The organism is Nonomuraea sp. NPDC003560, from assembly GCF_042878785.1.
GTDB lineage: Bacteria > Actinomycetota > Actinomycetes > Streptosporangiales > Streptosporangiaceae > Nonomuraea.
Map to the genome: position 1 here is coordinate 454,896 of NZ_JBIAOF010000003.1, position 25,514 is coordinate 480,409.

Consider the following 25,514-nt stretch of genomic DNA (forward strand, 5'->3'; position numbering starts at 1 on the left):
CAAAGAATCAGATCATGTTAGATGGAGGGCAAGCTCCGGGAGAGAGGACCGGGCATTGTGACGCTGATCCTCGATGGCGTCCGCGTACGGCAGCGCGGGGAGACCTGGCTCGACGACATCCACCTGGAACTACCTCACGGACTGACCACCCTCGTCGGCCCGATGAACTCGGGAAAGACCACGCTCATGCGGGTCGCCGCCGGTTTGCAGCCGCCGGATTCGGGGCGGGTGCTGGTCAACGGAAATGACGTCACCTCGATTTCCGTGCGAAAGCGCTCGATCGCCTTCGTCTATCAGCAATTCATCAATTACCCGTCCCTCACCGTTTACGAGAACATCGCCTCGCCGTTGCGGCTGGACCGGTCGTACCGCAAGGACGGCATCGACCGGCGGGTGCGGGAGGTGGCCGCGGTCATGGGCCTCGGCGACCTGCTGGGCCGCAGGCCCGCGGAGCTGTCGGGCGGCCAGCAGCAGCGCACGGCGATCGCCCGCGCGCTGGCCCGGCCCGTGGACGTGCTGCTGCTCGACGAGCCGCTGGCCAACCTCGACTTCAAGCTCCGCGAGCAGTTGCGCGAGGACCTCAGGCGCATGTTCACCGGCTCGCCGGGCGTCGTCCTCTACTCCACCGCCGACCCGAACGAGGCCCTGACCTTCGCCGCGCCCGCCGTGGTGCTCGGCGAGGGCCGCGTGCGGCACGTCGGCGACCCGGCCACCATGTACGCCGAGCCGCCCACGCTCGCCGTCGCAGCCACGCTCAGCGACCCGCCGCTGAACCTGCTGCCCGGCACGGTCAGGGACGGCCGGATCGAGGTCATGGGCACCTCCTTCCCCGCGCCGGCCGCGACCGCCTCCGGCCAGGGGGTCGTGCTGGGCATCCGCCCCCATCAGGTGACGATCACCAGGACCGGCCCCGGCCTGCTGGAGCTGCCCGCCGAGATCAGGCTGGCCGAGGTGACCGGCGGCGCGACGTTCCTGCACCTGCTGCTGGCGGGACGCCGGCACCTGGTCGCCCACCTGCCGGGCACCCGCCCGTTCACGCCGGGCCAGGCGGCCACCGCGTACGTGGACCCGCGGCACGTCTTCGTGTTCGACGAGGCCGGCGGCCGATTACCGGTCGCCCCGGCGGCGGGGGCGGGACGGCATGGCTGACATCCGCCTGGAGGGCGTGGGCCACAGCTACGACGGCGGCCGCACGTGGGCGCTCAGGCCGACGACCTGGACCTGGCGCGGCGGCCGGGCCTACGCCCTGCTCGGCCCGAGCGGCTGCGGCAAGACGACGCTGCTGAACATCGTCTCGGGGCTGCTCACGCCCACGGCAGGCCGGATCTGGTTCGACGACCGCGAGGTCACCGGGGTTCCCACGGCCGGCCGCGACATCGCGCAGGTCTTCCAGTTCCCCGTCCTGTACGAGGAGATGTCCGTCTACGACAACCTGGCCTTCCCACTGCGCAACAGGAAGGTCCCGGCCGAGGAGGTCCGCCGGCGCGTGCTGCGCGTCTCGGCCATGCTGGGCCTGGACGACGTGCTGCGCCGCCGGGCGCGCCGGCTCGACCCGGGCCGCAAGCAGATCGTCAGCCTGGGCCGCGGCCTGGTGCGCGAGCAGGTGGCGGCCGTGCTGCTCGACGAGCCGCTGACCGTGGTGGACCCGGCGCTGAAGTGGACGTTGCGCAGCAAGCTCAAGGAGATCCACCGCGACACCGGCCACACCCTGGTCTACGTCACCCACGACCAGACCGAGGCGCTGACCTTCGCCGACGAGGTGGTCGTGCTCAACGACGGCGAGATCGTGCAGGCCGGGGAGCCGGCCGAGCTGTTCCTGTCGCCCGCGCACGAGTTCGTCGGGCACTTCATCGGCTCCCCCGGCATGAACGTGCTGCCCGCCGAGATCGACGGCGACGTGGTCAGGATCGGTGACTCGGTGGTCGGCGCGGTGGTCGGCACGGTGGTCGGCACGGTGGCCGGCGCGGGGGCCGGCGCGCTGCCGCCTGGGCCGGTGCGGATCGGCGTGCGGCCCGAGTTCGTCCGGGTCGGCGGGCCGCCCGCCGGGCCCGGCGTGGCGGCCAGGGTGACCCGGATCGACCGCATGGGCTCGCACGACCTGGTGCGCGCCGAGGTCGGCGGCCATCCGGTGATCGCCAGGACCGAGGCGGGCTCGTCCTGGACGCCGGGCGCGGTCGAGTTCCTGCATTTCCCCGCGGACCGGACGTTCCTGTTCCGCGACGAGGTCAGGTGCGGCTCGCTCGCACCCCTGGACGGAAGGGGGCAGGCATGAGCGACCGGACCGCCGTCGCGGGCAGCCAGGCGGATGGCGAGGTCGTACCGGCCGCCGCCGCGCCCGCCGCCGCGGAGGCCGACGGGGCCGACGGGGCCGCCGGGCCGCGCGCCGATCCCCGTCCGCGGAACAACCGGGCCTGGCTGCTGGTGCTGCCGGTCGTGGTGTCGGTGGCCTTCACCGCGGTGATCCCGCTGATGACCGTCGTGAACTTCTCCGTCCAGGACGTCTTCAGCCCGGTGGACCGGGTGTTCGTCGGCCTGGACTGGTTCCGGCAGATCGCCCGCGACCCCGAGGTGCGCGCGGCGCTCGTGCGCACGCTGCTGTTCTCCGCGCAGGTGCTGCTGGTGGAGGTCCCGCTCGGGGTGGCCATCGCGGTCTGCATGCCGCGCCGCGGGTTCTGGGTGTCGGTGGCGCTGGTGCTGGTGGCGCTGCCGCTGCTCATCCCGTGGAACGTCGTGGGCACGATCTGGCAGATCTTCGCCCGCGGCGACATCGGGCTCGGCGGCTGGGCGGTCAACAACCTGCTGCACGTCAACTTCAACTACACGCTCGACTCGGCCGACGCCTGGATCACCGTCCTGGTCATGGACGTGTGGCACTGGACGCCGCTGGTGGCGCTGCTGGCCTACGCGGGGCTGCGGTCGATCCCCGAGCCGTACTTCCAGGCGGCGCAGATCGACGGCGCGTCGGCGTGGGCGACGTTCCGGCACATCCAGTTGCCGAGGCTGCGCGGGGTGCTGACGATCGCGATCCTGCTGCGGTTTATGGACAGCTTCATGATCTACACCGAGCCGTTCGTGGTGACCGGGGGCGGGCCGGGGAACGCGACCTCGTTCCTGAGCATCCTGCTGTCGAAGATCGCCGTCGGCCAGTTCGACCTGGGCCCGGCGGGCGCGTTCTCGCTGCTGTACTTCCTGCTCGTGCAGATCGCCTGTTACGTCTTCTTCACCGTGCTGACCAGGTCGGGGAGGTGAGTCCCACGCGCCACCGGCTGCCGTGGGCGCGCACGGTCTTCTGGCTGTACGCCGCCACGCTGATGTTGCCGCTGCTGTGGATGTTCGGCATGTCCATCCGCCCGAACGAGGACATCCTGGGCAGCTTCTCGCTGATCCCGCAGCGGGTGACCTTCGACAACTACGTCACGTTCTTCACCGACCCGTCGTGGTATTCGAGCTACCTCAACTCCATCGTCTACACCTCGATGAACGCGGTCATGTCGCTCGTCGTGGCGCTGCCGGCGGCGTACGCGTTCTCGCGGTTCCGCTTCGCCGGGGACAAGCACCTGTTCTTCTGGCTGCTGACGAACCGGATGGCGCCGCCGGCGGTGTTCCTGCTGCCGTTCTTCCAGATCTACCAGGCGGTCGGTCTGTTCGACACGCATCTGGGCGTGGCGATCGCGCACATGCTGTTCAACGTGCCGCTGGCGGTCTGGATCCTGGAGGGCTTCATGTCGGGGATCCCCCGGGAGATCGACGAGACCGCGGCGATCGACGGGTATTCGCTGCCGCGCTTCTTCGTCCGGATCTTCCTGCCGATGATCCGGTCCGCGCTCGGCGTCACCGCGTTCTTCTGCTTCATGTTCAGCTGGGTGGAGCTGCTGATCGCCAGGACGATCACATCGGTGGACGCCAAGCCCATCGCGGCCACCATGACGCGGACGGTGAGCGCGGCAGGCGTGGACTGGGGGCTGCTGGCCGCGGCCGGCGTGCTGACCATCGTCCCGGGGGCCGTCGTCATCTGGTTCGTGCGCAACTACATAGCCAAGGGGTTCGCCCTGGGGAGGGTCTGACCGTGCAGTGGATGGTGTGGACCGCCCCCACGGCCCTGGTGTTCGCCGGGCTGGCGCTGCTCCTGTGCGTGATGGCCGTCTGGGGGCGGATCTCGCCTCCGGTGGCCAGGCGCGGGTTCCTGCGGATCGAGACCGACCGGGGCGACCGGCTGTACATCGGCCTGATCAGCGCGGCCGTCGTGCTGGCCCTGTGGATCGCAGTCACCGACCTGTCCATGTGGGCGGCGCTCGGCGTCGCGCTGCTGGTCATGGTCGTGATCGGGATATGGGGCTGAGAGGAAGGGGAGCCAGGCGATGAGGCATGCGGTGGGTGTCGCGGCGGCGGTCGTGGCGGCGCTGGCCCTGGTGGCGGCCGGTTGCACGGGCGGCGGCGAGGAGAAGCCGAAGAGCGACTTCAAGGAGGCCGACGGCAGGGCCGCGGCGCAGCGGTGGGTGTCGGAGGAGTTCACGCCGAGCACCCTGTCCAAGGACCGGCAACTGGCGGAGATGGACTGGTTCATCAAGGCGGCGGCGCCGTACCGGGGCATGCAGATCAACGTGGTGTCCGAGACGATCACCACGCACGAGTACGAGTCGCAGAAGCTGGCCAGGGCGTTCACCGAGATCACCGGGATCAGGGTCAAGCACGACCTGATCCAGGAGGGCGACGTCATCGAGAAGCTCCAGACGCAGATCCAGGGCGACCAGAACATCTACGACGCCTACGTCAACGACTCCGACCTCATCGGCACCCACTCGCGCGGCACGTACGTGTTCCCGCTGTCGGACTACATGGCCGGAGAGGGCAGGAACGTCACCTCCCCCACCCTCGACCTGAACGACTTCATCGGCATCAGCTTCACCACCGGCCCCGACAAGAAGATCTACCAGCTCCCCGACCAGCAGTTCGCGAACCTCTACTGGTTCCGCTACGACTGGTTCACCGCCCCGGCGATCAAGAAGCAGTTCAAGGACGCCTACGGCTACGACCTGGGCGTTCCGGTCAACTGGGCGGCCTACGAGGACATCGCCGACTTCTTCAGCAACAAGGTCAACGGCAACGGGACCGTCGACGGCCGGAAGGTCTACGGCCACATGGACTACGGCCGCAAGGATCCCTCGCTGGGCTGGCGCTTCACCGACGCCTGGCTGTCCATGGCGGGCAACGGCGACCCCGGCATCCCCAACGGCCTGCCGGTGGACGATTGGGGCATCCGGGTGGAGAACTGCCGTCCGGTGGGCTCGTCGGTCACCCGCGGCGGCGACACCAACGGCCCGGCCTCGGTGTACGCGCTCACCAAGTACGTGGACTGGCTGAAGAAGTACGCGCCCCGCGAGGCCGCCGGCATGAACTTCAGCGAGGCGGGCCCGGTCCCGGCGCAGGGCAACATCGCCCAGCAGATCTTCTGGTACACCACGTTCACGGCCGACATGACCAAGAAGGGCCTGCCGGTCGTCAACGACGACGGCACCCCCAAGTGGCGCATCGCGCCCAGCCCGCACGGCGTCTACTGGAAGGACGGCAACAAGCTCGGCTACCAGGACGCGGGCTCGTGGACGCTGCTCAACAACACCCCGAAGGACCGCAGGGCCGCGGCCTGGCTCTACGCCCAGTTCGTCACGTCCAAGACGGTGTCGCTGAAGAAGTCGATCACCGGGCTGACCTTCATCCGCGACTCCGACATCAAGAGCGACTACTTCAAGGACAACGCCGCCAAGTACGGCGGCCTGATCGAGTTCTACAACTCCCCCGCCCGCAAGCAGTGGACCCCGACCGGCACGAACGTGCCCGACTACCCCAAGCTGGCCCAGCTCTGGTGGCAGAACGTGGCCACCGCCGTCACCGGCGAGACCACCCCGCAGCAGTCGATGGACAACCTGGCCAGGCAGCAGGACGAGATCCTGGCCCGGCTGGAACGCCTGTCGCGCGAACGCCAGGGCTACGGCGGCCAGTGCGCGCCCAAGCTGAACCCCGAGCGTCCGGCCCAGTACTGGTTCGACCAGCCGGGCGCGCCCGCGCCGAAGCTGGCCGACGAGCGCGGCGAGCCGGCCACGCTCGACTACGACAAGCTCATCGCCCGGTGGAAGGCGGGCGGCTGACCAGCTCCCGCGCCAGCCAGTCGAAGGCGCGCTCCTGCATGGGCACGTCGAAGCAGTGCGGGGACGGCGCGAACACGGCCTCGTAGCGGCCGGGGGCGTCGCGGTAGCGCGCGCCGATGCGGGCGTGCGCGCGGCGCATCCCGGCCTGCGGGAACAGGTCGTCGCGCAGGGCGTACTGGACCATGAGGGGGGCGGGGGCGCGGGCGGCCACCAGGTCGGGCCAGTCGCCCAGCCGCGACAGGCCCGGCGGGTAGAACATCCAGGTGTGCCGCTCGACGTGGCCGCCGGCCAGCAGGTCCGGGTAGGTCGAGACCATCGCGGCGACCACGACCGCCCGCACCCGCGCATCGAAGGCGCCGAGCAGCGCGGCCCGCAGCCCGCCGCCCGACACGCCGGCGCAGCCGACCTCGCCGACGTCCGGCCGGGAGCGCAGGTACGCCGCGGCGGCCAGGTCCTCGCCCGCCACCACCCCGGCGAACGAGGTGCCGAGCAGGGCGCAGTGCTTGGCCACGACGTGCTCGTGCCGGGCCGCCGCGCGGTCGTACCGGTCAGGCAGGCCGCCCTCCCCCTCCGGGACGTCGAGCGCGAAGCGGCGGCTGCCCCAGGTCAGCACGTCGTGGGCGAGCACGGCGAAGCCGCGGCGGGCCAGCTCGCCGGCGAACGCGCGGCCGCCGTAGACGTCCCGCCGCAGCCGCCGCACCTCGGGCGACGGCCCTTCCGGGCCGTCGGCGATCTTCTCCTTGCCCGCCCACTTCATGCCCGCGTGGCAGTGCAGCGCCACCACGCCGGGCAGCGGGCCGGGCAGCGGGCCGTCATGGTCGCGCGGTCTCAGCAGGTACGCCCGGGTCCGCGGCCCGAACCCGACCGTCCACGACAGTTCCTCGCCGTGCAGGTCGCCGTCGGTCCACGTGCGCTCGACCCGCACGTCCGCGGCGGTCAGGGCGGGCACCCCGATCGCCTGCCGGGCCGCCGCCCGCAACTGCGGCCCCGGCAGGGACGGGAACAGCTCCCACTGCCCGCCGACGACCTCGGCCAGCTCCCCGAACACCGCCGGGGCGGATCCGTCAGGCAAGGCGGGTGCCGGTGTCCGCCAGGCGCACGGGGGCGCCCGAGGCGGCCGACAGGTTGGCCGCGACGCCGGTCAGGACGCTGCGGATGCCGTCCAGGTAGCCCGCCTGCCGGGCCAGCGGGTCGCCGGTCGGGCCGCGGAACACGTCGTCCAGCAGCAGCCGGTCGCCGCCGCCGTGGCCGCCCGCGCCCACCTCGATCGGCACCTCGCGCGGCTCGGCCCAGTGGGGGCGCAGGGTGAGCCGCTCCCACGCCCCGGCGGCGTGCTCCTTGGACGCGGCGCTCGGGTCGATCGCCGCGTGCGGCGGCGTCCAGGCCCGCTCGACCACCTCCAGCTCCAGCCGTCCGGCCGTGCCGTTGAAGGCCACCCGGTAGCCCTCGAAGGGCGCGTGGGCGTTCAGCGAGTACGTCAGCAGCGTCCCGTTGTCGTACCGGACCAGCACCGCCATGTTGTCGTCGATGGTCACGCCGTCGCCGAAGACGTCCTGGTCCCGGACGTAGCCGTCCTCGTGCTCGGCGTCCAGGTAGAGGCGCTTGAGCCGGGGATCGGCGGCGATGTCCAGGATGAACGGGTCGCTGCCGAGGCCGGGCGCGCCCCGGCCGCGTCCGGGACGGTCGGCCAGCCCCCGCGACCGCGCGTTGGCCGAGCCGTAGAACCGCAGCGAGGTCTGCGCGAAGACGGTCTCCGGCGCCGCCCCGAGCCACCAGTTGACCAGGTCGAAGTGGTGGGTGGACTTGTGCACGAGCAAGCCGCCCGAGCTGGCCCGGTCGCGGTGCCAGCGGCGGAAGTAGTCCGCGCCGTGGATGGTGTCGAGCGTCCACTCGAAGTGCGCGGACGTCACCTCGCCGATCGCGCCGTCCATGAGCAGGCGGCGCACGGCCGAGTTGCGCGGCGAGTACCGGTAGTTGAAGGTGACGATCAGCCTGCCGGTGCTCCGCCGGGCCGACTCGGCGATGGCCGCGCAGCTCCCGGCGTCCACGGTGAGCGGTTTCTCCACGATGACGTCGCGGCCCGCGTCCAGGGCCGCGCACACGTAGCGGGCGTGCGCGGCGTCCACGGTCGCGACCACGACCGCGTCGGCGAGTTCGAGCACCTTGCCGAACTCGGCGGGGGCGAAGCACGGCACCTCGTGGCCGATCCGCTCGGCGTAGTAGTCCATGCGGGTCCGGTTGGTGTCGCACAGGGCGACGACGGTGCCGGTGTCGCGCCACTCGCCGAGCAGCGCGTCGACGTACAGCTGCGCGCGGTGCCCGAGCCCGACGAACGCGTACCTCATGGTCGTCCTCTCAGCCGCCGAGGGCGGCGTTGGCCTCGGTCAGGAACTTCTGGGCGGCGACGTCGGGGGCCATCCGGCCGAAGATGACCTCCTCGGTGTACCGCTTGAGCATGTCCTCCAGGGCGCTGGCGCCCTTGGGCGGCGCGGTGGGCGGGTCGGCCAGCTCGCCCTTGATGGAGTCGACGAACTGCAGCGTCTTCTGGTCCGCGGGCGGCAGCTTGTCCTTGACCGCGGCCAGGACCTTCGAGCTGGCGGGCAGGCCGCGGTCGCTGAGGACGATCCCGCCGACCTCGGCGTCGTTGATCATGAAGTCGATGAACTTGGCGGCCTCGGCGGCGTGCTCGCTCTTGGCGGAGGCGGTGTAGAACATCGCCGGCTGGAGGAACATGCCGCCGGTGGTGGCGCCCTCCGCCTTGGGCAGGCGCAGCAGGCTCATCTCCTTGCCCGACGCCTTGGCGACCGCGCCGAGCTGGTTGCTCCACCACATGCCGGACGCGCCGGTGTTGGTGGCCAGCAGCGACTGGTCCACGCTGGTCGCGCCGACCTCGGCGGTCTTGGCGGCGTCGGGGCTGCCCTTGGCCTTGATCGTGTCCAGCATGACCTGCCACCAGGCCACGATCGTCTCCGGCGTGACGGCGATCTTGTTGCCCTGGTAGAAGGGCTCGCCGCGCTGTGCGGCGAAGATCTGCAGGAAGGCGGGGTTCCAGTTGAGCTGGGTGCCGTAGACCGTGCCGCCGCCCTTGGCGGTGATCTTCGAGCTGAGGTCGACGTAGTCCTTCCACGTCCACTTCGTGTCGTCGGGCACCTTCTGCCCGGCCGACTCCACCAGGGCCGGGTTGAGCACCACCGAGAAGACGTTCGCGCCGGTGGGGACGGCGAACTGCTTGCCGTCGATGCCGCCGGTGCCGAGCAGCTTGGGGTCGATGTCGGCGGTCTGGACCTTGCCGGTCAGGTCGGCCAGCGTGCCGCGGTCGGCGTACTCGCGAAGGCCGCGGATCTCCAGGGTGATGACGTCCGGGGCGTCGCTCGCGGCCACCTTCGTGGACAGCGTCTCGTAGTAGTTGGCGAAGTCGGAGAACTCGCCCTCGACGTCGATGCCCGGGTTCTTGGCCTCGAACTTCTTGATGGCCTCCTCGGTCATCTTCTGCCGCGCGTCGCTGCCCCAGTAGGAGAAGCGCAGCTTGACCTTCCCGCCGTCGTCGCCGCCGCTGCCGCAGGCCGCGGTGACCGCCAGCACGGCGGTGGCGAGCAGGGCCGCCGACCACGTCTTCTTGCCAGAGCTCACGGCTCTACCTCCTGTGGGATTCGTCTGTGTCGGGGGGCGGGGGAACTACTTCAGTCCCGTGGTGGCCACACCACGGATGAGGTACTTCTGGCCGGCCAGGAAGAAGCCGAAGATGGGCCCGAGCGCGACGATCGACATGGCGAACATCGGGCCCCACGACGAGTCGCTGCTGGCGTCGAGGAAGGTGCGCAACGCCACCGGAGCGGTGAAGTTGTCCGGGTTGTTGAGGTAGAGGAGCTGGCTGAGGAAGTCGTTCCACGTCCAGATGAACGTGAAGATCGCCGTCGTGGCCAGCGCCGGGGTGCAGAGCGGGATGATCACCCTGACGAACGTGCGCCAGTAGCCGGCGCCGTCGATCTCGGCGGCCTCGTCCAGCTCCCTGGGGAGCGAGCGGATGAACTGCACCATCAGGAACACGAAGAACGCGTCCGTGGCCAGCACCTTCGGCATGACCAGCGGCCAGATCGTGTTGATCAGCCCGAGCTTGGAGAACATGACGTACTGCGGCACGATCAGCACGTGGTGCGGCAGCATGATCGTGCCCAGCATGAGGGTGAACCACAGCTTCTTGAGCGGGAAGTTCAGCCGGGCGAAGGCGTAGGCGGCCAGCGAGCAGGCCACCAGGTTCGCCACCACCGACAGCACGGTGATCACCGCGGAGTTCCACAGGTAGTAGCCGAAGGGGTGCTTCAGCGCGGTCCAGCCCTCGGTGTAGTTCTCCAGCGTGACCTCGCTCGGCCACAGGCCGGGCTGCCGGAAGATCAGCTCCTCGGGCTTGAGCGAGCTGGAGATCATCCACAGCAGTGGATAGAGCATGACCAGGCCGAACCCGATCAGCAGCACGTGCTTGACCACCCGGCCGCCCCTGAACGGGCGGAACAGGACGGGCAGCGGCCTACTTGGTGTCGCCATAGAAGACCCAATACTTGGACGCGAGGAAGTTCACCCCGGTGAGGCCGGCGATGATGAGCAGCAGGACCCACGCCATGGCGGCCGCGTAGCCCATGTCGAAGCTCTTGAAGCCCTTGAGGTAGAGGTAGAGCGTGTTGAACATCGTGGAGTCGGCCGGCCCGCCCGAGCCGCCGCTCACGATGAACGACTGCGTGAACGACTGGAACGACTTGATGATCTCCAGCACCAGGTTGAAGAAGATGATCGGCGTCAGCAGCGGCAGCGTGATCGACCGGAACCGGCGGAAGGGGCCGGCGCCGTCCACCGCGGCGGCCTCGTAGTAGCTGGCGGGGATCTGCCGCAGCCCGGCCAGGAAGATGATCATCGGGGCGCCGAACGTCCAGACGTGCAGGATGATCAGCGTGCCGAGGGCGGTGTCGGGGTCGCTGACCCAGCCGGGGCCCTGGATCCCGAAGACCGCCAGCACGGCGTTGACCAGGCCCTCGGCCCCGAAGACCTTGCGCCACAGGATCGCGATCGCCACGCTGCCGCCCAGCAGCGAGGGCAGGTAGAAGATCGACCGGTAGAGCGACAGGCCGCGCAGCCCGCGGTCGAGCACCAGGGCCAGCGCGAGCGCGAAGGCCAGTTGCAGCGGCACGGAGACGACCACGTAGATCGTCGTCACCTTCAGCGAGTTCAGGTAACGGGGATCCTCGGTGAACATCTTGACGTAGTTGTCGAACCCGACCCACGTGGCCTCCTCCAGGAGGTTGTAGTCGGTGAACGACAGGTAGAGCGAGGCGACGATGGGACCGATCGTGATGACGAGCAGACCGGCGAACCAGGGCGCCAGGAACAGGTAGGCGGCCCGCGCCTCGCGGCGGGAACGTCTGGACGCGCGACGGTCTCCCCGCTCGGGCGGGGTCGCGGCGTCCGGGAGTCTCACCGCCACCGAGTCAGCCATGACGGAACTCATTCGTCATCACGGACCTTCCGGCGAGATGTGAATGGATAGCGCTTTCCTATAGCTGCCGGGAAAGTTCCGTCAACCCTTTGCAGGCGTTACATCGCCGTTATCGATATATCGACATTGTGTTTTACCTGGTGACAAGCGCTTACCAGGTAGAGGTAGGACGAATATTGCTGCGATTTAGTACAACCGTTTGCAGGTCATCGGGGCGGCGCTGTCGATTCCCGCACCACCAGCCGGGTCTCCAGCGAGGTCGTGGCGCTCACCTCCTGGATCAGCAGGTCGACCGCCAGCCGCCCGGCCGCCGCGGTGGGCATCGCGACCGTGGTGAGCTTGGGACGGTTCAGCCGCCCCGGCACGATGTCGTCGATGCCCACCACGCTGACGTCCTCCGGCACGCTCAGCCCGAGCTCGCCCAGCCCCTCGACCAGGCCGATCGCCATGAGGTCGTTGTAGGCGAGCACCCCGGTCACCCCGGCCTCGCGCACCGCGGAGGCGGCGGCCAGGCCGCCCTGCTCGGTGGGCGCGTTCGGCCCGAGGACGACCAGCTCGACGCCCGGCACCCGCTCGGCGGCCGTCCGGATCTCGCCGCTCGTCCAGGAGCCCGGCGGGCCGGACAGCAGCGCCACGCGGCGGTGCCCGAGCCCGGCCAGGTGCTCGACCGCCAGCCGCGCGCCGTGGCCGACGTCCATCAGCACCGTGGCCGCGCCGCGCAGCCGCCGGTTGACCACCACGAGCGGCACCCGCTCGGCCAGCCGCTCCAGCGTCTTGTTCGACGAGCGCGGGCTGCACAGCACCACGCCGTCCACCTGCTTGGAGAACGCCTGGATCAGCTCTTCCTCGGCGGCCGGCTCCTCGTCGGTGTCGGCCACGAACAGGTGGTAGTCGCGCTGCCGGGCCGCGGCGTGCGCGGCCTTGATCAGCGGCGGGAAGAACGGGTTGGCGATGTCGGCCACGATCAGGCCCAGGTTGTGGGTGCGCCCGGTCGTGAGCGCCCTGGCCGCCCTGTTGGGCCGGTACCCCAGCTCCTCGGCCACCGTCAGCACTCTGGTCCGGGTCGCGGCGTTCACCATGTGCGGCGCGGAGAACGTCCGCGACACGGTCGATACGTGCACACCGGAAGCGCGGGCCACATCACGAATCGTCACTGTCACAGCCACTCACCCTAACGCAACCGCTTGCAGGCACCGTGGCGACGATGAAAGCGCTTGCCGACCGACCGGCCCTTGGTCGCTCACATGTTTGCCCAGGTAGACGCCATGGTCGAAAATCGGCTCTTGACGCCTCGCCCTGCCTGGCCCATAGGTTTGGTGCAACTGTTTGCAGTCCTGAAGGAGTCCCCCACGGTGAGCAGAGTGCTCGTCACCGGCAGCGCCGGACGCCTCGGCCGCAGCGTCGTCACCACGCTCGCCGCCGCCGGGCACGAGGTGATCGGCGTGGACCAGGCCCCCGGCACGCCGGTCGAGGCCGCCGCCACGTCACCGGCCGACCTCACCGACACCGGCCAGGCGTACGAGGTCGTCGCCCGCTTCCGGCCGGAGTCGGTGATCCATCTGGCGGCCATCGCGACGCCGTTCAGCCGGCCGGAGTCAGTGATCTTCCAGGTGAACACCCGGCTCGCGTTCAACGTCTGCGCGGCCTCGGTGGAGCTGGGCGTGTCCGGCGTGGTGGTGGCCAGCAGCCCCACGGTGATCGGTTACGGCGCGCCCGGCGGCTGGCGGCCGTCGTACCTGCCAATCGACGAGGAGCACCCGGCGCTGCCCTGGAACGCCTACAACCTGTCCAAACTGGTGGCCGAGCAGACCATGCGGACGTTCGCGCGGGCGGGCCGGACGAGGATGGCGGCCGTCCGGCCGTGCTTCGTCATCCCGCCCGAGGAGTGGGCGGGCGCGCCCACGCAGTCGGGGCACACCGTCAGGGAGCGGCTCGACCAGCCGGAGATCGGCGGCGTCTCGCTGTTCAACTACCTGGACGCGCGCGACGCGGGCGAGCTGTTCGCCGTGCTGGTCGCGGCGCTGCCCGAGCTGCCGGGCGGCGAGGTGTTCTTCGCCGGCGCGGCCGACGCCCTGGCCAGGGAGCCGCTGGCCGACCTGCTCCCGCAGGCCGTGCCGGGCACCGAGGAGCTGGCAGCGGCCCTCACCGGCACCGCTCCCGCCTTCTCCACGGACAAGGCCCGCCGCCTGCTCGGCTGGGAGCCCAAGCGAAGCTGGCGAACCGAACTCAAGGAATCCGAATGAATCTCAGCGGTGTGCTGTTCTTCCCCGTCACCCCCTTCGACGCCGGCGGCGCGCTCGCCGAGCAGGTGCTGGCCGAGCACATCCGGCGCGGCATGGCGCACGGCCCCGGCGGCGTGTTCGTGGCCTGCGGCACCGGCGAGTTCTCCGCGCTGTCGGAGGCGGAGCACGCGCGGGCCGTCCGGGTGGCGGCCGAGGTGGTGGGCGGGCGGGTGCCGGTGTTCGCCGGGGCGGGCGGCCCGATCGGCGCGGCGCTGAACCAGGCCCGGGCGGCCCGCGCGGCGGGCGCCGACGGCCTGCTGCTCATGCCTCCCTACCTGACGCAGGGTCCGGCGAGCGGCTTCGCCGCGTACGTGGCCGCCGTCGCCGCCGAGCTGCCGGTGATCGTCTACCAGCGCGGCCCGGTCGTGCTCGCCCCGGACGCCGTGGTCGAGCTGGCCGGCGTGCCCGGCGTGATCGGGCTCAAGGACGGGCTCGGCGACATCGACCGGATGCAGCGGACCGTCCTCGCGGTCCGCGAGAAGCACCCGGACTTCCTGTTCTTCAACGGCCTGCCGACCGCCGAGCTGACCATGCCCGCCTACCGCGGCATCGGCGTCGACCTGTACTCCAGCGCGGTCTTCGCCTTCGCCCCCGAGATCGCCGTGGCGTACCTGAACGGCGACGAGCGGCTGCTGACCGAGTTCTACGCGCCGCTGGTCCGCCTGCGCGACAAGGCGCCCGGCTACCCGGTGGCCCTGGTCAAGGCCGGCGTACGGCTGCGCGGCCTCGACGTCGGCCCGGTGCGCCCGCCGCTGGTCGACGTGGCCGAGGACCACCTGGCCGAGCTCGACGCGCTGATCAGGTCCGGGCTCGCCCTGGCGGCCTCGTGATCATCGGCCTGCGCACCGAGCTGCGGACGGTCCCCCTGCCCCGCCCGTGGGGCCCGGACGTGCCGGCCAACCACGTGATCGTCTGCCACGTGACGCTGGCGGACGGCCGCACCGGCACCGGGTTCTCCTGGACTCCGCAGATCGGCGCGCACGCCGTGCACGCCCTGCTGGAGCACGACCTGCGCGAGGCGCTGATCGGCCTGCCCGCCCATCCCGAGCTGGTCTGGGACCGGTTGTGGCGGCACCTGCGAGAGGCCGGCCCCGGCGGGATCACCACGGTCGCGCTGGCCGGGATCGACCTGGCGCTGTGGGACCTGCGCTGCGGCGCGAGCGGCCTGGCCGACGTGCTGGGCCGGCGCCGGGAGCAGGTCCCGGCCTACGGCAGCGGCGTCAACCTGCACTACTCCCTGGAGGAGCTGACCGATCAGGCGCGGCGCTGGGTGGCCGCCGGGTACCGCGGCGTCAAGATCAAGGTCGGCCGTCCCGACCTGGCCGACGACGTGGCCCGGGTGGCGGCCGTACGCGAGGTGATCGGGCCCGACCGGCTGCTGATGATCGACGCGAACCAGCGGTGGGACCTGCACCGGGCCCGGCGCGCCCTGTCCGCGCTGCGCGAGTTCGACCTCCACTGGATCGAGGAGCCGCTGCCGGCCGACGACGTGGCCGCGCACGTCGAGCTGCGCCGCTCGACCGACGTGCCGGTCGCGGTGGGCGAGAACGTCTACACCGTCTACGGCTTCCGCGACCTGCTCACCGCGGGGGCCTGCGACGTCGTCCAGCCGAACGTGGTGCGGGTCGGCGGCGTCACGCCGTTCCTGCGGATCGCGGAGCTGGCCAGGGCGTTCGACGTGCCGGTCCATCCGCACCTGCTGGGCGAGGTGTCCGGGCAGCTCGCCCTGGCGCTGCCGCTGCCGCCGCTGGCCGAGGACGTCGAGGACGCCTCGTTCGCCCGCCTGGGGCTGCTGGCCGAGCCGTACCCGGTGCGGATCGAGGACGGCGTGCTGCGCGTCGGCGGCCACGCGGGACTGGGGTTGCGATGGGCGTGAGCACGGACCCCGTGAAGGTCGTCCTGGCGGGGGCGACCGGGCACGGGCGGCATCACCTGGACGACCTGCGCAGGCTCGCGGCCACCGGGCTGGTCGAGCCGGCCGGGATCTGCGACGTGCGGCCGGTGCAGCTCGACGTGGAGTTCGGTGGCGGCCCCCTGCCGCAGTCGGCGGACCTGGGCGAGCTCGTCGCCGCCACCGGCGCGGAGATCACGATCGTCTGCACGCCGATCCACACGCACGCCGACCTCGCGGTCACGGCGTTGCGCGCCGGGTCGCACGTGCTGCTGGAGAAGCCGCCCGCGGCGAGCCCCGAGGCGCACGCGCGGATCGCCGCGGCGGTGGCCGAGACCGGGCTGGCCTGCCAGGTCGGCTTCCAGAGCCTCGGCTCGCGGGCGGTCCCGGCGCTGCGGGAGCTGATGGCGAGCGGCGCGCTCGGCCGCGTCCGCGGCATCGGCGGCGCGGGCGCGTGGGAGCGGCCCGCGTCGTACTTCACCCGCTCGTCCTGGGCCGGACGGCGCAGGCTGCACGGCGCCGACGTGGTGGACGGCGCGCTCACCAACCCCTTCGCGCACGCCGTCGCGACCGCGCTGGCCCTGGTGGACGGCCCGATCGAGGCGGTCGAGACCGAGCTGTACCACGCCCATCCGATCGAGGCCGACGACACCTCCTGCCTGCGCGTCCGGATCGCGGGCGGGCCGGTGATCACGATCGCGGTGTCGCTGTGCGCGACCGGCCGCAGCGAGCCGTACCTGGTGGTGCACGGGGAGGCGGCACGGGCGAGGCTCACGTACACGCTGGACGAGCTGCGGGTGGAGCGGGCCGACGGCTCGGTGGAGACCACCGTGCACGAGCGCGACGGGCTGCTGGAGAACCTCGTCGCGCACATCCGCACGGGGGCCGAGCTGCTCGTCCCGCTCTCCCGCACCGAGACGTTCACCCAGGTCCTGGACGCGGTGCGACTCGCCCCCGAGCCGCTGCCCATCGCCGAACGGCACCAGGTCGTGGAGCGCGACGGCGGCGGCGCGGTCACCCACCGGTACCTGCCCGGCATCGCCGAGCTGACCGCGCGCAGCGCCGCGGAGCTGGCGCTCTACTCCGAGCTCGGCGCGCCCTGGACGGAGGTCGAGCTGCAGGTGGCGGGCGCGCCCGTCGCGGCCTACGAGTGGCGGCCCGACCTGCCCGTCACCGACTCGCCGCGGCCGTACCTGCATCCGGTGCGCACGCTGGGCGGCGTCACCGTCACCGAGGTGCGGCCCGACGACCACGTGCACCACCTCGGCGCCGGCGTCGCGATCGCCGACCTGGGCGGCGCGAACTTCTGGGGCGGCCGCACCTACGTCAAGGGCCGGGGACCGGCCTGGCTGGACGACCATGGCAGGCAACGCCACGTCGCGTTCACCCGGCTGGCCGACGACGGCTTCACCGAGGAGCTGGAGTGGATCGGCCCCGGCGACCGGCTGATCGCCCGCGAGCGGCGCACGGTCACCGCCCGGCCGGTCGGCGACGCGTGGGCGCTCGATCTCGCGTTCACGCTGACCAACCTCACCGGCTCGCCGCTGGAGGTCAACAGCTCGGCCACCAAGGGCCGGCCCGGCGCGGGCTACGGCGGGTTCTTCTGGCGCGCGCCCGGCGCCTCGACCGGCCGGGTGACCTTTCCCGGGGACGAGGAGGCCGTGCACGGCAGCCGGGGCCGCTGGGTGGCCATGGCCGGGACCGGCCCGGACGGGCGGGACTGGACGCTGGTGTTCGTGCAGGCCAGCGACGACCCCTGGTTCGTGCGGGTGGCGGAGTATCCCGGGGTCGGGCAGGCGCTCGCGTGGGACCGTCCGCTCGTCGTCGAGGACACGCTGAGCAGGCGGGTCGTCACGGTCGTGGCCGACGGACGGCTCGACGGGCCGTCGGTCTCGGCGCTGGCCGCCACCGTGGAGGCGACGATCGTGGAGACGGCGAACGGGGAGACGGCGATCAGGGAGCGCACGTGACACCCGCTCTTCGGTAAGCCCTCATTCCCGGTTTCCCGGCGGTTCGGCGGGCCGCGGCTAGGGTGCGGAGTCTGTGAACGCACCCGTCATCGCCCGGCCCGCCACCGCCAGGGACCCGTTCTTCGACAACGCGAAGTACCTGGCCATCGTGCTGGTCGTGTGCGGTCACCTGATCGAGGACCAGCGCGACGCGCCGCTCGCCCACGCCCTGTACTTCTACGTGTACGTCTTCCACATGCCGCTGTTCATCGTGCTTAGCGGCTATTTGTCCCGAAATTTCACGTTTTCGGGGGGCAAGGCGCGCAAACTTCTCTCCACCCTCGCCGTCCCCTACCTGATCTTCGAGCTGGCCTACTCGCTCCCCCGCCCGATCCTGTACGGCGAGTTCGAGCTGAGCCTGCTCGACCCGTACTACCTCACCTGGTTCCTGCTCTCGCTGTTCCTGTGGCGGTTGTCCACGCCGGTGTGGCAGCAGCTCAAGTGGCCGCTCGCGGTCGCGGTCGCGCTGTCCCTGCTGACCGGGCTCGACCGGTTGCCCGGCGAGCTGGCCATGAACCGCACGTTCGCGCTGCTGCCGTTCTACGTGCTCGGCCTGATGGTGCGGCCCGAGCACTTCGCCCTGCTGCGGCGGCCCTCCGTGCGGCTGGCCGGGTTCTGCGTGCTGGGGCTGGGGCTCGCGGTCGCGCTGCTGGTGCACGAGCGGGTGCCGACGGAGTGGATCAGGTGGCGGCACTCCAACGCGGCCATCGGCGTGGACGACCTCACCGGCACCGCGATCAGGCTGGGGCTGCTGGCGGCGGGGGCGGTGCTGGTGGCCGCTTTCCTGGCGGTCACCCCGGCCCGGCGCACCTGGTTCAGCGGGCTGGGCTCGGCCACCATGTACGCGTACCTGCTGCACGGGTTCGTGGTGAAGGGCGCCGAGCGGCTCGGGCTGGGGCTGCCGCTGTCACTCCTGCTGGGCGTCCTGACCGCCACCCTGCTGTGCACGCCCTGGGTGCGCCGGCTGTTCCGATGGGCCGTCGAGCCCCGCATGACCTGGGCCTTCACCCCGCTCCGCCGTCCCGCCTGACTCGTGCCTGAGCAGCCGCAGCGCGCCCCTGGACAGGGCGACCAGGATGTCGGCGCACTCGTCCAGGTCGGGGTAGCGGCCTTCGAGGTGGCCCATGGCCAGGGCGTTCGTGGCCGCGTTGACGCCCTCGGCGATCATCTCCAGGCGGCGCCGGTCCCGTTCGTCGCCGGCCGTGTAGCCGAGCGCGGCCAGGTCGGCCGCGTGGTGCTCGCGGTAGGCCGCGGCCGTACGGGCGGCGAAGTCGCGCAGCGAGGAGGACGGGTCGTGCCGCGCCCGCAGCTGGATGCGCAGCAGCTCGGGGTGGCGGCAGATCGCCTCCAGCGGGATGCGGAAGGTGTCGCGGTGGCGTTCGAGGTCGCCGGGCGCCTCGCGGGCCCTGCGCCGGGCCTCCCGCATCGCGCCGCGCAGCCGGTCGCCGCCCTCCTCCGCGAGCACCAGCAGCAGCTCCTGCATGTCCTTGAAGTGCACGTAGAAGCTGGACTGCGCGATGCCGGCGGCCTTGGCGACCTTGCCGGTCGTCAGGCCGGTCTCGCCCTCCTCGTCGAGGATGGTCAGGGCGGCCTCGATCAGCCTGCGCCGGGTCAGGTCCTTCGCCTCGCTCCTGCTGAGCGGTGTGCTGGTCACGATCGCCTCACGGGACTTGTGTCTGATTTCACCGATAGTACTATCGGTGAAATTGCCGAAGGAGAGTCATGGCCATCGATTTCACTCTCGCCCCCGAGCACGAGGAGATCCGCAAGCGGGTCAGGTCCTTCGTCCAGGAGACCGTGATCCCCGCGATGTACGGCGTGGAGGAGGGCGACCGGGACGCCTACCTCCGCACGATCTTCGAGCTCCGCCGCCGGGCCAAGGCCGAGGGCCTGTGGCTGCCGCACATGCCGAAGGAGTGGGGCGGCATGGGCCTCGGCCACGTCGAGCTGGCCATGGTGCAGTCGGAGGCGGCCAAGACCCGCATCGGCCCGTGGGTGCTCAACTGCCAGGCCCCCGACGAGGGCAACATGCACACACTCCTCCACTGGGCGGACGACGAGCAGAAGGAGAAGTACCTGCGGCCGCTGCTGGACGGCGTCCAGATGTCATGCTTCGCGATGACCGAGCCCGAGGTCGCCGGGTCCGACCCCACCCTGATCCGCACCGAGGCGGTCAAGGACGGCGACGAGTGGGTGATCAACGGCCACAAGTGGTTCATCTCCAACGCCCGCCGGGCGAGCTTCGCCATCCTCATCGCGCGCACCGAGCAGGACGTGCCCGAGGGCTCGCGCGGCGCGAACACGGCCTTCCTGGTGGACCTGCCCAACCCCGGCTGGAAGGACGTGCGCGAGGTCGAGACGATGCACGGCTCGACCGGCCACAGCGAGATCGTGATCGAGGACCTGCGGGTGCCCGACAGCGCGATCCTCGGCGGCCGGGGCAACGGCCACCGGCTGGGCCAGTACCGGCTGGGCCCGGCGCGGCTCGCCCACTGCATGCGGTGGATCTCGCAGGCCGAGACGGCGCTGGACATGATGGTGGACCGGGCGCTCAACCGCTACAGCCACGGCTCGCTGCTGGCCGAGAAGCAGGGCGTGCAGTGGCTGATCGCCGACTCGGCCATGGAGCTCTACCAGTGCAAGCTCATGGTGCTGCACGCCGCTTCGAAGATCGACCGGGGCGAGGATTTCCGTACGGAGGTGTCGATGGCCAAGCATTTCGTGGCGAACAGCCTCAACCGCATCGTCGACCGGGCGATCCAGGTGCACGGCGCGCTCGGCTACTCCACCGACACGCCGCTGGCGAGCATGTTCCAGCACGCCCGCTGGGCCCGCTTCGCCGACGGCGCCGACGAGATCCACCAGATGCGCATCGCCGAGCGCACGATCGCGGCCTACCAGGCGACCGGTTCGACGAGCGCGGCGACCGGCGGCCTGCCGCTATAGCGCAAGATATCCCCGCAGGACGGGCTGCCAGCGGTTGGCCGGGACGCCCCGGAGCGCGGCCACCGCCAGGCAGTACTTGCTGACGCTGACCGGCCGCACCCCCAGCCCGCGCAGCACCCGGTCCACCAGCGCCCGCCCGTCGGCCGACTTCGACTCCAGCAGCACCCGGTCGCGTCGGGCGGGCACCCGGCGGCCGCCGTCGTGGCAGAGCAGGCCGGTGTCGCAGGTCAGCCGGGCCTGCCCGGTCCGGTCGACGAGCGTGACCCGCCGGTAGTCGGTGGACAGCACGGGCCCGAGCGCGTCGGGCACGACGACGCTCAGCTCGCTGCTCAGCGTCTCGCCGACGAACTCCATGGCCTCGCTGGTCAGCTCGCCGGCCGCCGCGGCGTCGTACGGGATGCGGTGTTTGTCGGTGTTGCCGCGGGTGCCGTTCAGCTTCAGCTCCAGCCATCGCCCGCCCCCGTCCAGGTACGTACGGGTGCGCAGCTTGAAACGGCGCCGCCGGTCCTGCCGGTGCTGGCGGAAGGTCAGCAGATCGGGCGTGTCGAAGTAGGTCGAGGTGTAGCGGAACTGGCGCAACGCCCCGATCCGCAGGACCGACAACCGGTCGCCCAGCTCGGCCACCAGCTCGGCCATGGCCGGGACGCTGACCACGTACTTGCGGTCCACCCGGCTCATCAGCTCCGGCACGTCGTCCAGCCCGACCGGCGGCAGCCCCGCCGCGACGCCCGCCATCAGCGCGCCCGCGTCCCTCATCGGGCCACCTCGGCGATCTGGAAGCGCACGTCCACCACGGTCACGTCGCGCACGTAGTCCACCTGGGTGACGACGCAGTGCAGGACGCGGCCCCGCAACCGGCTCTCCAGGTCGGCCCTGAGCAGCTCGGGGTCGGCGTGCACGACGTCCAGCGTCACGACCTGCTGCCTGGTGCGGCCCAGCAGGCGGGGGTGGTCGGCGACGTGCACGACGGCCAGCAGCACGCCGTCCAGGAGCAGCGCGGTCAGCGGGAGCTGGGAGGCGATGCCGTTCACCAGCCCGAGGACGATCGCCACGAAGTAGTAGGCGATCTCCTGCTGGGTGATCTCGCTGGACCGCAGCCGGATGATCGACAACACCCCGAACAGCCCGAACCCGACCGCCAGGTCCACCCGCTGGACCAGCAGCAGGGAGACCACCGCGAAGATGCCCACGTTCAGCGCCACGTAGGCGAACAGCAGGTCGCGCCGGTGATGTCGCCGGTAGTACAGGCCGTAGGCGAGGACGGTGATCGCCGCCAGGTCCATCGCCAGTCCGGCCGTCACGGTGTCTTGCCCCTCGTTCTCATGTCCACCACCCTGCGGCTCGCCGGTGAGGGAGCCGTGAGGCGCCCATTAGGCGGCTCTCATCCGGTAGCCGGTGCCGCGCACGGTCTCGATGCGGTCCGGCCCGATCTTCCTGCGCAGGTAGCGGACGTAGACGTCCACGACGTTCGAGCCCGGGTCGAAGTCGAAGCCCCAGACGTGGCTGAGCAGCTGCTCGCGGGTCAGCACCTGGTCGGGATGCCGGCAGAAGATCTCCGCCAGCGCGAACTCCCTGGTGGACAGGTCCACCACGCGGTCGCCGACGTGCGCCCGGCGGGTCCGCAGGTCGAGCGCCAGGTCGCCGACGCGCAGCACGGTCGGCTCGGGCGCGCGGTCGGCCCGCAGCCGCAGCCTGACCCGGGCCAGCAGCTCCTCGAAGGCGAAGGGCTTGGCGATGTAGTCGTCGGCGCCCCCTTCGAGCCCGGCGACCGTGTCGGTCACGCCGCCCCGGGCGGTCAGGATGATCACCGGGATGGCCACCTTCGCCTCCCGCAGCCGCCGCAGCACGGTGAACCCGTCGCTGAGCGGCAGCCCGATGTCGAGCAGTAACAGGTCGAACCCGCCCGAACCGGCCAGGTCGTAGGCCGCGACGCCGTCCGTGACCACGGCCGTGACGAAGCCGTTGCCGCGCAGGCCCTTCTCCAGGAAGGCCGCGATCCTGCTCTCGTCCTCGGCGATCAGGATCCGGTTCATGTCCTGGCCAGCGGCAACGTCATCACGAAACAAGCGCCCCCCGCCGGGACGTCCGCCACTCTCACACCGCCTCCGTGCGCCTCGGCGATCGACCTGACGATCGCCAGCCCCAGTCCTGCCCCGTCGTGCCCGCCCGTACGTCCCGCGCCCCTGACGAACCGGCGGAAGATGCGCTCCCGGTCGGCGGGCGCGACGCCCGGCCCGCTGTCGCGCACCCACAGCTCGGCCCGCCCGTCCCGCACGGCCGACCCGACCGCGATGAGATCGTCGTCCATGGTGTGGCGGACGGCGTTCACCACCAGCTGCATGAGCGCCTGCGTGAGCCGTTGCCGGTCGGCCGGGATCCGCGCCTCGGCCACCTGGTCGACCCGCCACCGCCGGTCGCCCAGCGGCCGGGCCTTGGCCACCACGCTCACCGTCAGGTCGGCCAGCTCGACCTCCTCGACCGCGAGGAAGCCGGGCTGCTCGGCCTTGGCGAGGGTGAGCAGGTCGTCCACGATCCGGTTCATCCGGTCCAGCTCGTCGGTGACCAGGGCGAGGGTCTCCGCCCGTTCGGCCGGGTCGTCCCCCATCAGCTCCAGATGCCCGCGGATGACCGTGATGGGGGTACGCAGCTCGTGCCCCGCGTCGTCCACGAACGTGCGCTGGACGGCGAAGGAACGTTCCAGACGGTCGAGCATGTGGTTGAACGTGGCGGCCAGCGCGGCCACGTCGTCGTCGCCGGTCACCTTGAGCCTGCGGGTGAGGTCCGCCGAGTCGCTGATCTGCTCGGCCGTCTGGCTCACCAGCCGCACCGGGGCCAGCACCCGCCCCGCCACGAACCAGCCCGCCGCCCCCGCCAGAGCCAGCGCGGCCAGCGCCGACAGCCCGAGCACGCCGACCGCGTCCACGATCTCACCCCGATGGCGGTCGTAGAAGACGGCGGCGACGAAATGGCCGGGACGGGGGTCGGCCGCCACCCTCACCGGGATGACGGCGTACCTGACCGTGCCCTCGACGCTCTCGGTGTCGCCGTAGGCGGGCCTGGTGGCCGCGGCCAGCACTTTGACCAGCTTCTCGTCGGTGTCGAGCCGGGCCGGGGGCGTGACGGCGGTGATCCGGTCGGCCCTGCCGCCCACCATGGTGAAGAAGGTCTCCCAGCGGTCGGGCGCGTTGATCGCCAGGTAGCCGGTGAGCAGTTCCCGCACGTCGGAGACCGGCCGGCCGGTACGGGGGTCGTGGGCGGTGGCGGCGTACCTGCGCAGTTTCTCGGCCTCGTTGGTGAACTCCAGGTTCATCCGGTCGTCGAGGCGGGCGAGCAGGACGGTCCAGGTCGCGAAGATCGAGACCGCCAGGGCCAGGCCGACGACGGCGAGCATCCAGCCCACGATCCGGGCGCGGGCACTCACCCGCATCCGGCTCCCCGCTCAGTCGTCGCCATCGTCGTCTTCGTCGTCTTCGTCGTCTTCGTCGTCTTCGTCGTCTTCGTCGTCGTCATCGTCGTCATCGTCGTCGCGGTCGTCATCGTCGTCGTCTCCGCCGGTCCAGGCGCGATGGTGGTCGTCGTCGCCATCATCATCGCCGCCGCCGGGCTTCGGCGCGGGCGGCTTGACGGGTTCCGCCTCGGTTCCCGGCGACGTGAACGGCCGTACGTCGCCGGCCGACGTCCCCGGCGAGGTCGAGACCGTGACGGACTCCCCCAGATCGGGCCCGTCGCCGGCCGCCCGTACCCACCCGGCCGAGAGGAACCCTGCCGCCGTCAGCGCCACGAGAATGAGCATCACGCGTTTCATGAGGTAGAGCGTCTGCCGCGCGGAGGAGACCATCCTGAGGCCAGGATGAGGAACCTCTCATCCCTTCCCATCCAGCCCGTCGCCATTAGAATCATGTTCTGATACCGGCTGGTCGGTCAGGAGGTCTTCATGAGGGTGCGGGACAAGGTGATCGTCGTGACCGGCGCGGCCGGCGGCATCGGACGGGCGCTCTCCCTGCGCTTCGCCGCCGAGGGAGCCGCCGGGATCGTGCTGGCCGACCTGGACGAGCCCGGCGCGAGGGCCGTGGCCGACGAGATCGGCGACCGGGCGGTGGCCGTCCGCGCGGACGTCTCCGTCGAGTCCGACGTGACCGCGCTGGCCGAGCCCACCCCCTTCGGCCCGGTGGACGTGTTCTGCTCCAACGCCGGCATCATCGGCGGCTCCGGCCTCGACGCCCCCCTCCAGGAATGGACCTCCCTGTACGCGGTCAACGTCCTGGCCCACGTGCACGCCGCCCGCGCCGTCATCCCCGGCATGGTCGCCCGCGGCGGCGGCTACCTGCTGAACACCTGCTCGGCGGCCGGGCTGGTGAGCTGCCCCGGCGACGCGCCGTACGCCGTCACCAAGGCCGCGGCCATCGCCTTCGCCGAGTGGGTGGCCATCCACTACGCCGCCCAGGGCATCAAGGTCAGCGTGCTGTGCCCGCAGGGCGTGCGTACCGGGATGCTGGAACGCGGCGTCGAGGAGGACCACCTGACGGCGCGCGCCGTGGGGGCGGCGGGCGCCATCCTCGACCCCGCCGACGTGGCGACCGCCGTGATCGACGGCCTGGCCGCCGAACGGTTCCACATCCTGCCCCACCCCGAAGTGGCCGACTTCTACCGCCGCAAGGCCGAGGCCCCGGACAGATGGCTAGCCGGAATGTCCACCTTCATCACCACCCTCCAGTCTCCCCCGACCGACTGACCACGCCCGCCTCCCACCTCCCGACC

Annotated in this window: 24 protein-coding genes and 1 pseudogene; 13 read left to right on the top strand and 12 right to left on the bottom strand. The window is 71.3% G+C overall.

The window, feature by feature from the left end:
* The first annotated feature begins 57 nt into the window (after positions 1-57).
* The 6 genes from ACFYUV_RS13045 to ACFYUV_RS13070 all read left to right on the top strand — a co-directional run bounded on the left by ACFYUV_RS13045 (position 58) and on the right by ACFYUV_RS13070 (position 6,143).
* Positions 58-1,149: an ABC transporter ATP-binding protein gene (locus ACFYUV_RS13045; RefSeq protein WP_387668269.1), complete on the top strand. Its 1,092-nt coding sequence runs from the start codon at positions 58-60 to the stop codon at positions 1,147-1,149.
* Positions 1,142-2,272 carry an ABC transporter ATP-binding protein gene (locus tag ACFYUV_RS13050; protein WP_387668271.1) on the top strand — a complete coding sequence of 377 codons (1,131 nt, stop codon included), beginning with the start codon at positions 1,142-1,144 and terminating at the stop codon, positions 2,270-2,272. The genes ACFYUV_RS13045 and ACFYUV_RS13050 overlap by 8 nt, the downstream gene beginning before the upstream one ends.
* The gene (locus ACFYUV_RS13055) at positions 2,269-3,249 is read left to right on the top strand and encodes a carbohydrate ABC transporter permease (protein ID WP_387668274.1); all 981 of its coding nucleotides are present in this window, start codon (positions 2,269-2,271) and stop codon (positions 3,247-3,249) included. Before ACFYUV_RS13050 ends, ACFYUV_RS13055 begins: the two co-directional genes overlap by 4 nt.
* Before the next feature lie 62 nt (positions 3,250-3,311).
* A complete protein-coding gene (locus tag ACFYUV_RS13060) occupies positions 3,312-4,064 on the top strand; it encodes a carbohydrate ABC transporter permease (protein WP_364326154.1) in 753 nt (250 codons plus the stop codon).
* Between the two features lie 11 nt (positions 4,065-4,075).
* Positions 4,076-4,339, top strand: coding sequence for a DUF2160 family membrane protein (locus tag ACFYUV_RS13065; protein WP_352350473.1), 264 nt, complete (start codon positions 4,076-4,078; stop codon positions 4,337-4,339).
* Positions 4,340-4,358: 19 nt separating this feature from the next.
* A complete protein-coding gene (locus ACFYUV_RS13070) occupies positions 4,359-6,143 on the top strand; it encodes an ABC transporter substrate-binding protein (protein WP_387668276.1) in 1,785 nt (594 codons plus the stop codon).
* Here ACFYUV_RS13070 and ACFYUV_RS13075 read toward each other — a convergent pair.
* From ACFYUV_RS13075 to ACFYUV_RS13100, 6 genes are all read right to left on the bottom strand, one after another.
* Positions 6,115-7,215 carry a dienelactone hydrolase family protein gene (locus ACFYUV_RS13075; RefSeq protein ID WP_387668278.1) on the bottom strand — a complete coding sequence of 367 codons (1,101 nt, stop codon included), beginning with the start codon at positions 7,213-7,215 and terminating at the stop codon, positions 6,115-6,117. The genes ACFYUV_RS13070 and ACFYUV_RS13075 overlap by 29 nt on opposite strands.
* Complete coding sequence (locus tag ACFYUV_RS13080) at positions 7,208-8,488, bottom strand: Gfo/Idh/MocA family protein (RefSeq protein ID WP_387668281.1); 1,281 nt, start codon at positions 8,486-8,488, stop codon at positions 7,208-7,210. The genes ACFYUV_RS13075 and ACFYUV_RS13080 overlap by 8 nt, the downstream gene beginning before the upstream one ends.
* 10 nt (positions 8,489-8,498) lie before the next feature.
* Positions 8,499-9,773: an ABC transporter substrate-binding protein gene (locus tag ACFYUV_RS13085; protein ID WP_387668283.1), complete on the bottom strand. Its 1,275-nt coding sequence runs from the start codon at positions 9,771-9,773 to the stop codon at positions 8,499-8,501.
* 45 nt (positions 9,774-9,818) lie between these two features.
* Positions 9,819-10,685, bottom strand: a complete 867-nt coding sequence (locus ACFYUV_RS13090) for a carbohydrate ABC transporter permease (RefSeq protein ID WP_387668286.1) — start codon at positions 10,683-10,685, stop codon at positions 9,819-9,821.
* On the bottom strand, positions 10,669-11,628 hold the full coding sequence (locus ACFYUV_RS13095; protein WP_387668288.1) for a carbohydrate ABC transporter permease: 960 nt from the start codon (positions 11,626-11,628) through the stop codon (positions 10,669-10,671). Before ACFYUV_RS13095 ends, ACFYUV_RS13090 begins: the two co-directional genes overlap by 17 nt.
* A 206-nt stretch (positions 11,629-11,834) precedes the next feature.
* The gene (locus ACFYUV_RS13100; RefSeq protein ID WP_387668292.1) at positions 11,835-12,788 is read right to left on the bottom strand and encodes a LacI family DNA-binding transcriptional regulator; all 954 of its coding nucleotides are present in this window, start codon (positions 12,786-12,788) and stop codon (positions 11,835-11,837) included.
* A 192-nt stretch (positions 12,789-12,980) separates the two neighbouring features.
* Here ACFYUV_RS13100 and ACFYUV_RS13105 point away from each other — a divergent pair, with 192 nt between their 5' ends.
* From ACFYUV_RS13105 to ACFYUV_RS13125, 5 genes are all read left to right on the top strand, one after another.
* The gene (locus ACFYUV_RS13105; protein WP_358283203.1) at positions 12,981-13,871 is read left to right on the top strand and encodes an NAD(P)-dependent oxidoreductase; all 891 of its coding nucleotides are present in this window, start codon (positions 12,981-12,983) and stop codon (positions 13,869-13,871) included.
* Positions 13,868-14,740, top strand: coding sequence for a 5-dehydro-4-deoxyglucarate dehydratase (locus ACFYUV_RS13110; protein WP_387668295.1), 873 nt, complete (start codon positions 13,868-13,870; stop codon positions 14,738-14,740). Before ACFYUV_RS13105 ends, ACFYUV_RS13110 begins: the two co-directional genes overlap by 4 nt.
* Positions 14,737-15,786 (top strand): mandelate racemase/muconate lactonizing enzyme family protein, encoded by a 1,050-nt coding sequence (locus ACFYUV_RS13115; protein ID WP_387668299.1) that lies wholly within the window; start codon positions 14,737-14,739, stop codon positions 15,784-15,786. Before ACFYUV_RS13110 ends, ACFYUV_RS13115 begins: the two co-directional genes overlap by 4 nt.
* Positions 15,777-17,771, top strand: coding sequence for a DUF6807 family protein (locus ACFYUV_RS13120; protein WP_387668301.1), 1,995 nt, complete (start codon positions 15,777-15,779; stop codon positions 17,769-17,771). Before ACFYUV_RS13115 ends, ACFYUV_RS13120 begins: the two co-directional genes overlap by 10 nt.
* A 73-nt stretch (positions 17,772-17,844) precedes the next feature.
* Complete coding sequence (locus ACFYUV_RS13125; protein ID WP_387668303.1) at positions 17,845-18,840, top strand: acyltransferase family protein; 996 nt, start codon at positions 17,845-17,847, stop codon at positions 18,838-18,840.
* Positions 18,841-19,287: 447 nt separating this feature from the next.
* On the opposite strand, the pseudogene ACFYUV_RS13130 reads toward ACFYUV_RS13125, so the two are convergent.
* Positions 19,288-19,464: pseudogene (locus ACFYUV_RS13130) on the bottom strand (TetR family transcriptional regulator); the annotation flags it as partial.
* A gap of 68 nt (positions 19,465-19,532) precedes the next feature.
* Here ACFYUV_RS13130 and ACFYUV_RS13135 point away from each other — a divergent pair.
* On the top strand, positions 19,533-20,756 hold the full coding sequence (locus tag ACFYUV_RS13135) for an acyl-CoA dehydrogenase family protein (RefSeq protein WP_387668306.1): 1,224 nt from the start codon (positions 19,533-19,535) through the stop codon (positions 20,754-20,756).
* On the opposite strand, the gene ACFYUV_RS13140 is transcribed toward ACFYUV_RS13135, so the two are convergent.
* From ACFYUV_RS13140 to ACFYUV_RS13160, 5 genes are all read right to left on the bottom strand, one after another.
* Positions 20,751-21,512 carry a polyphosphate polymerase domain-containing protein gene (locus tag ACFYUV_RS13140; protein ID WP_387668309.1) on the bottom strand — a complete coding sequence of 254 codons (762 nt, stop codon included), beginning with the start codon at positions 21,510-21,512 and terminating at the stop codon, positions 20,751-20,753. The genes ACFYUV_RS13135 and ACFYUV_RS13140 overlap by 6 nt on opposite strands.
* Positions 21,509-22,039 (bottom strand): DUF4956 domain-containing protein, encoded by a 531-nt coding sequence (locus ACFYUV_RS13145; protein ID WP_357991601.1) that lies wholly within the window; start codon positions 22,037-22,039, stop codon positions 21,509-21,511. The genes ACFYUV_RS13140 and ACFYUV_RS13145 overlap by 4 nt, the downstream gene beginning before the upstream one ends.
* Before the next feature lie 87 nt (positions 22,040-22,126).
* Positions 22,127-22,789, bottom strand: coding sequence for a response regulator transcription factor (locus tag ACFYUV_RS13150; protein ID WP_387668312.1), 663 nt, complete (start codon positions 22,787-22,789; stop codon positions 22,127-22,129).
* Positions 22,786-24,177: an ATP-binding protein gene (locus tag ACFYUV_RS13155; RefSeq protein WP_387668315.1), complete on the bottom strand. Its 1,392-nt coding sequence runs from the start codon at positions 24,175-24,177 to the stop codon at positions 22,786-22,788. The genes ACFYUV_RS13150 and ACFYUV_RS13155 overlap by 4 nt, the downstream gene beginning before the upstream one ends.
* 18 nt (positions 24,178-24,195) lie before the next feature.
* A complete protein-coding gene (locus ACFYUV_RS13160) occupies positions 24,196-24,561 on the bottom strand; it encodes a hypothetical protein (protein WP_387668318.1) in 366 nt (121 codons plus the stop codon).
* 129 nt (positions 24,562-24,690) lie between these two features.
* On the opposite strand from ACFYUV_RS13160, the gene ACFYUV_RS13165 reads away from it, so the two are divergent.
* Positions 24,691-25,488: an SDR family oxidoreductase gene (locus ACFYUV_RS13165; protein ID WP_387668320.1), complete on the top strand. Its 798-nt coding sequence runs from the start codon at positions 24,691-24,693 to the stop codon at positions 25,486-25,488.
* Positions 25,489-25,514: the final 26 nt, after the last annotated feature.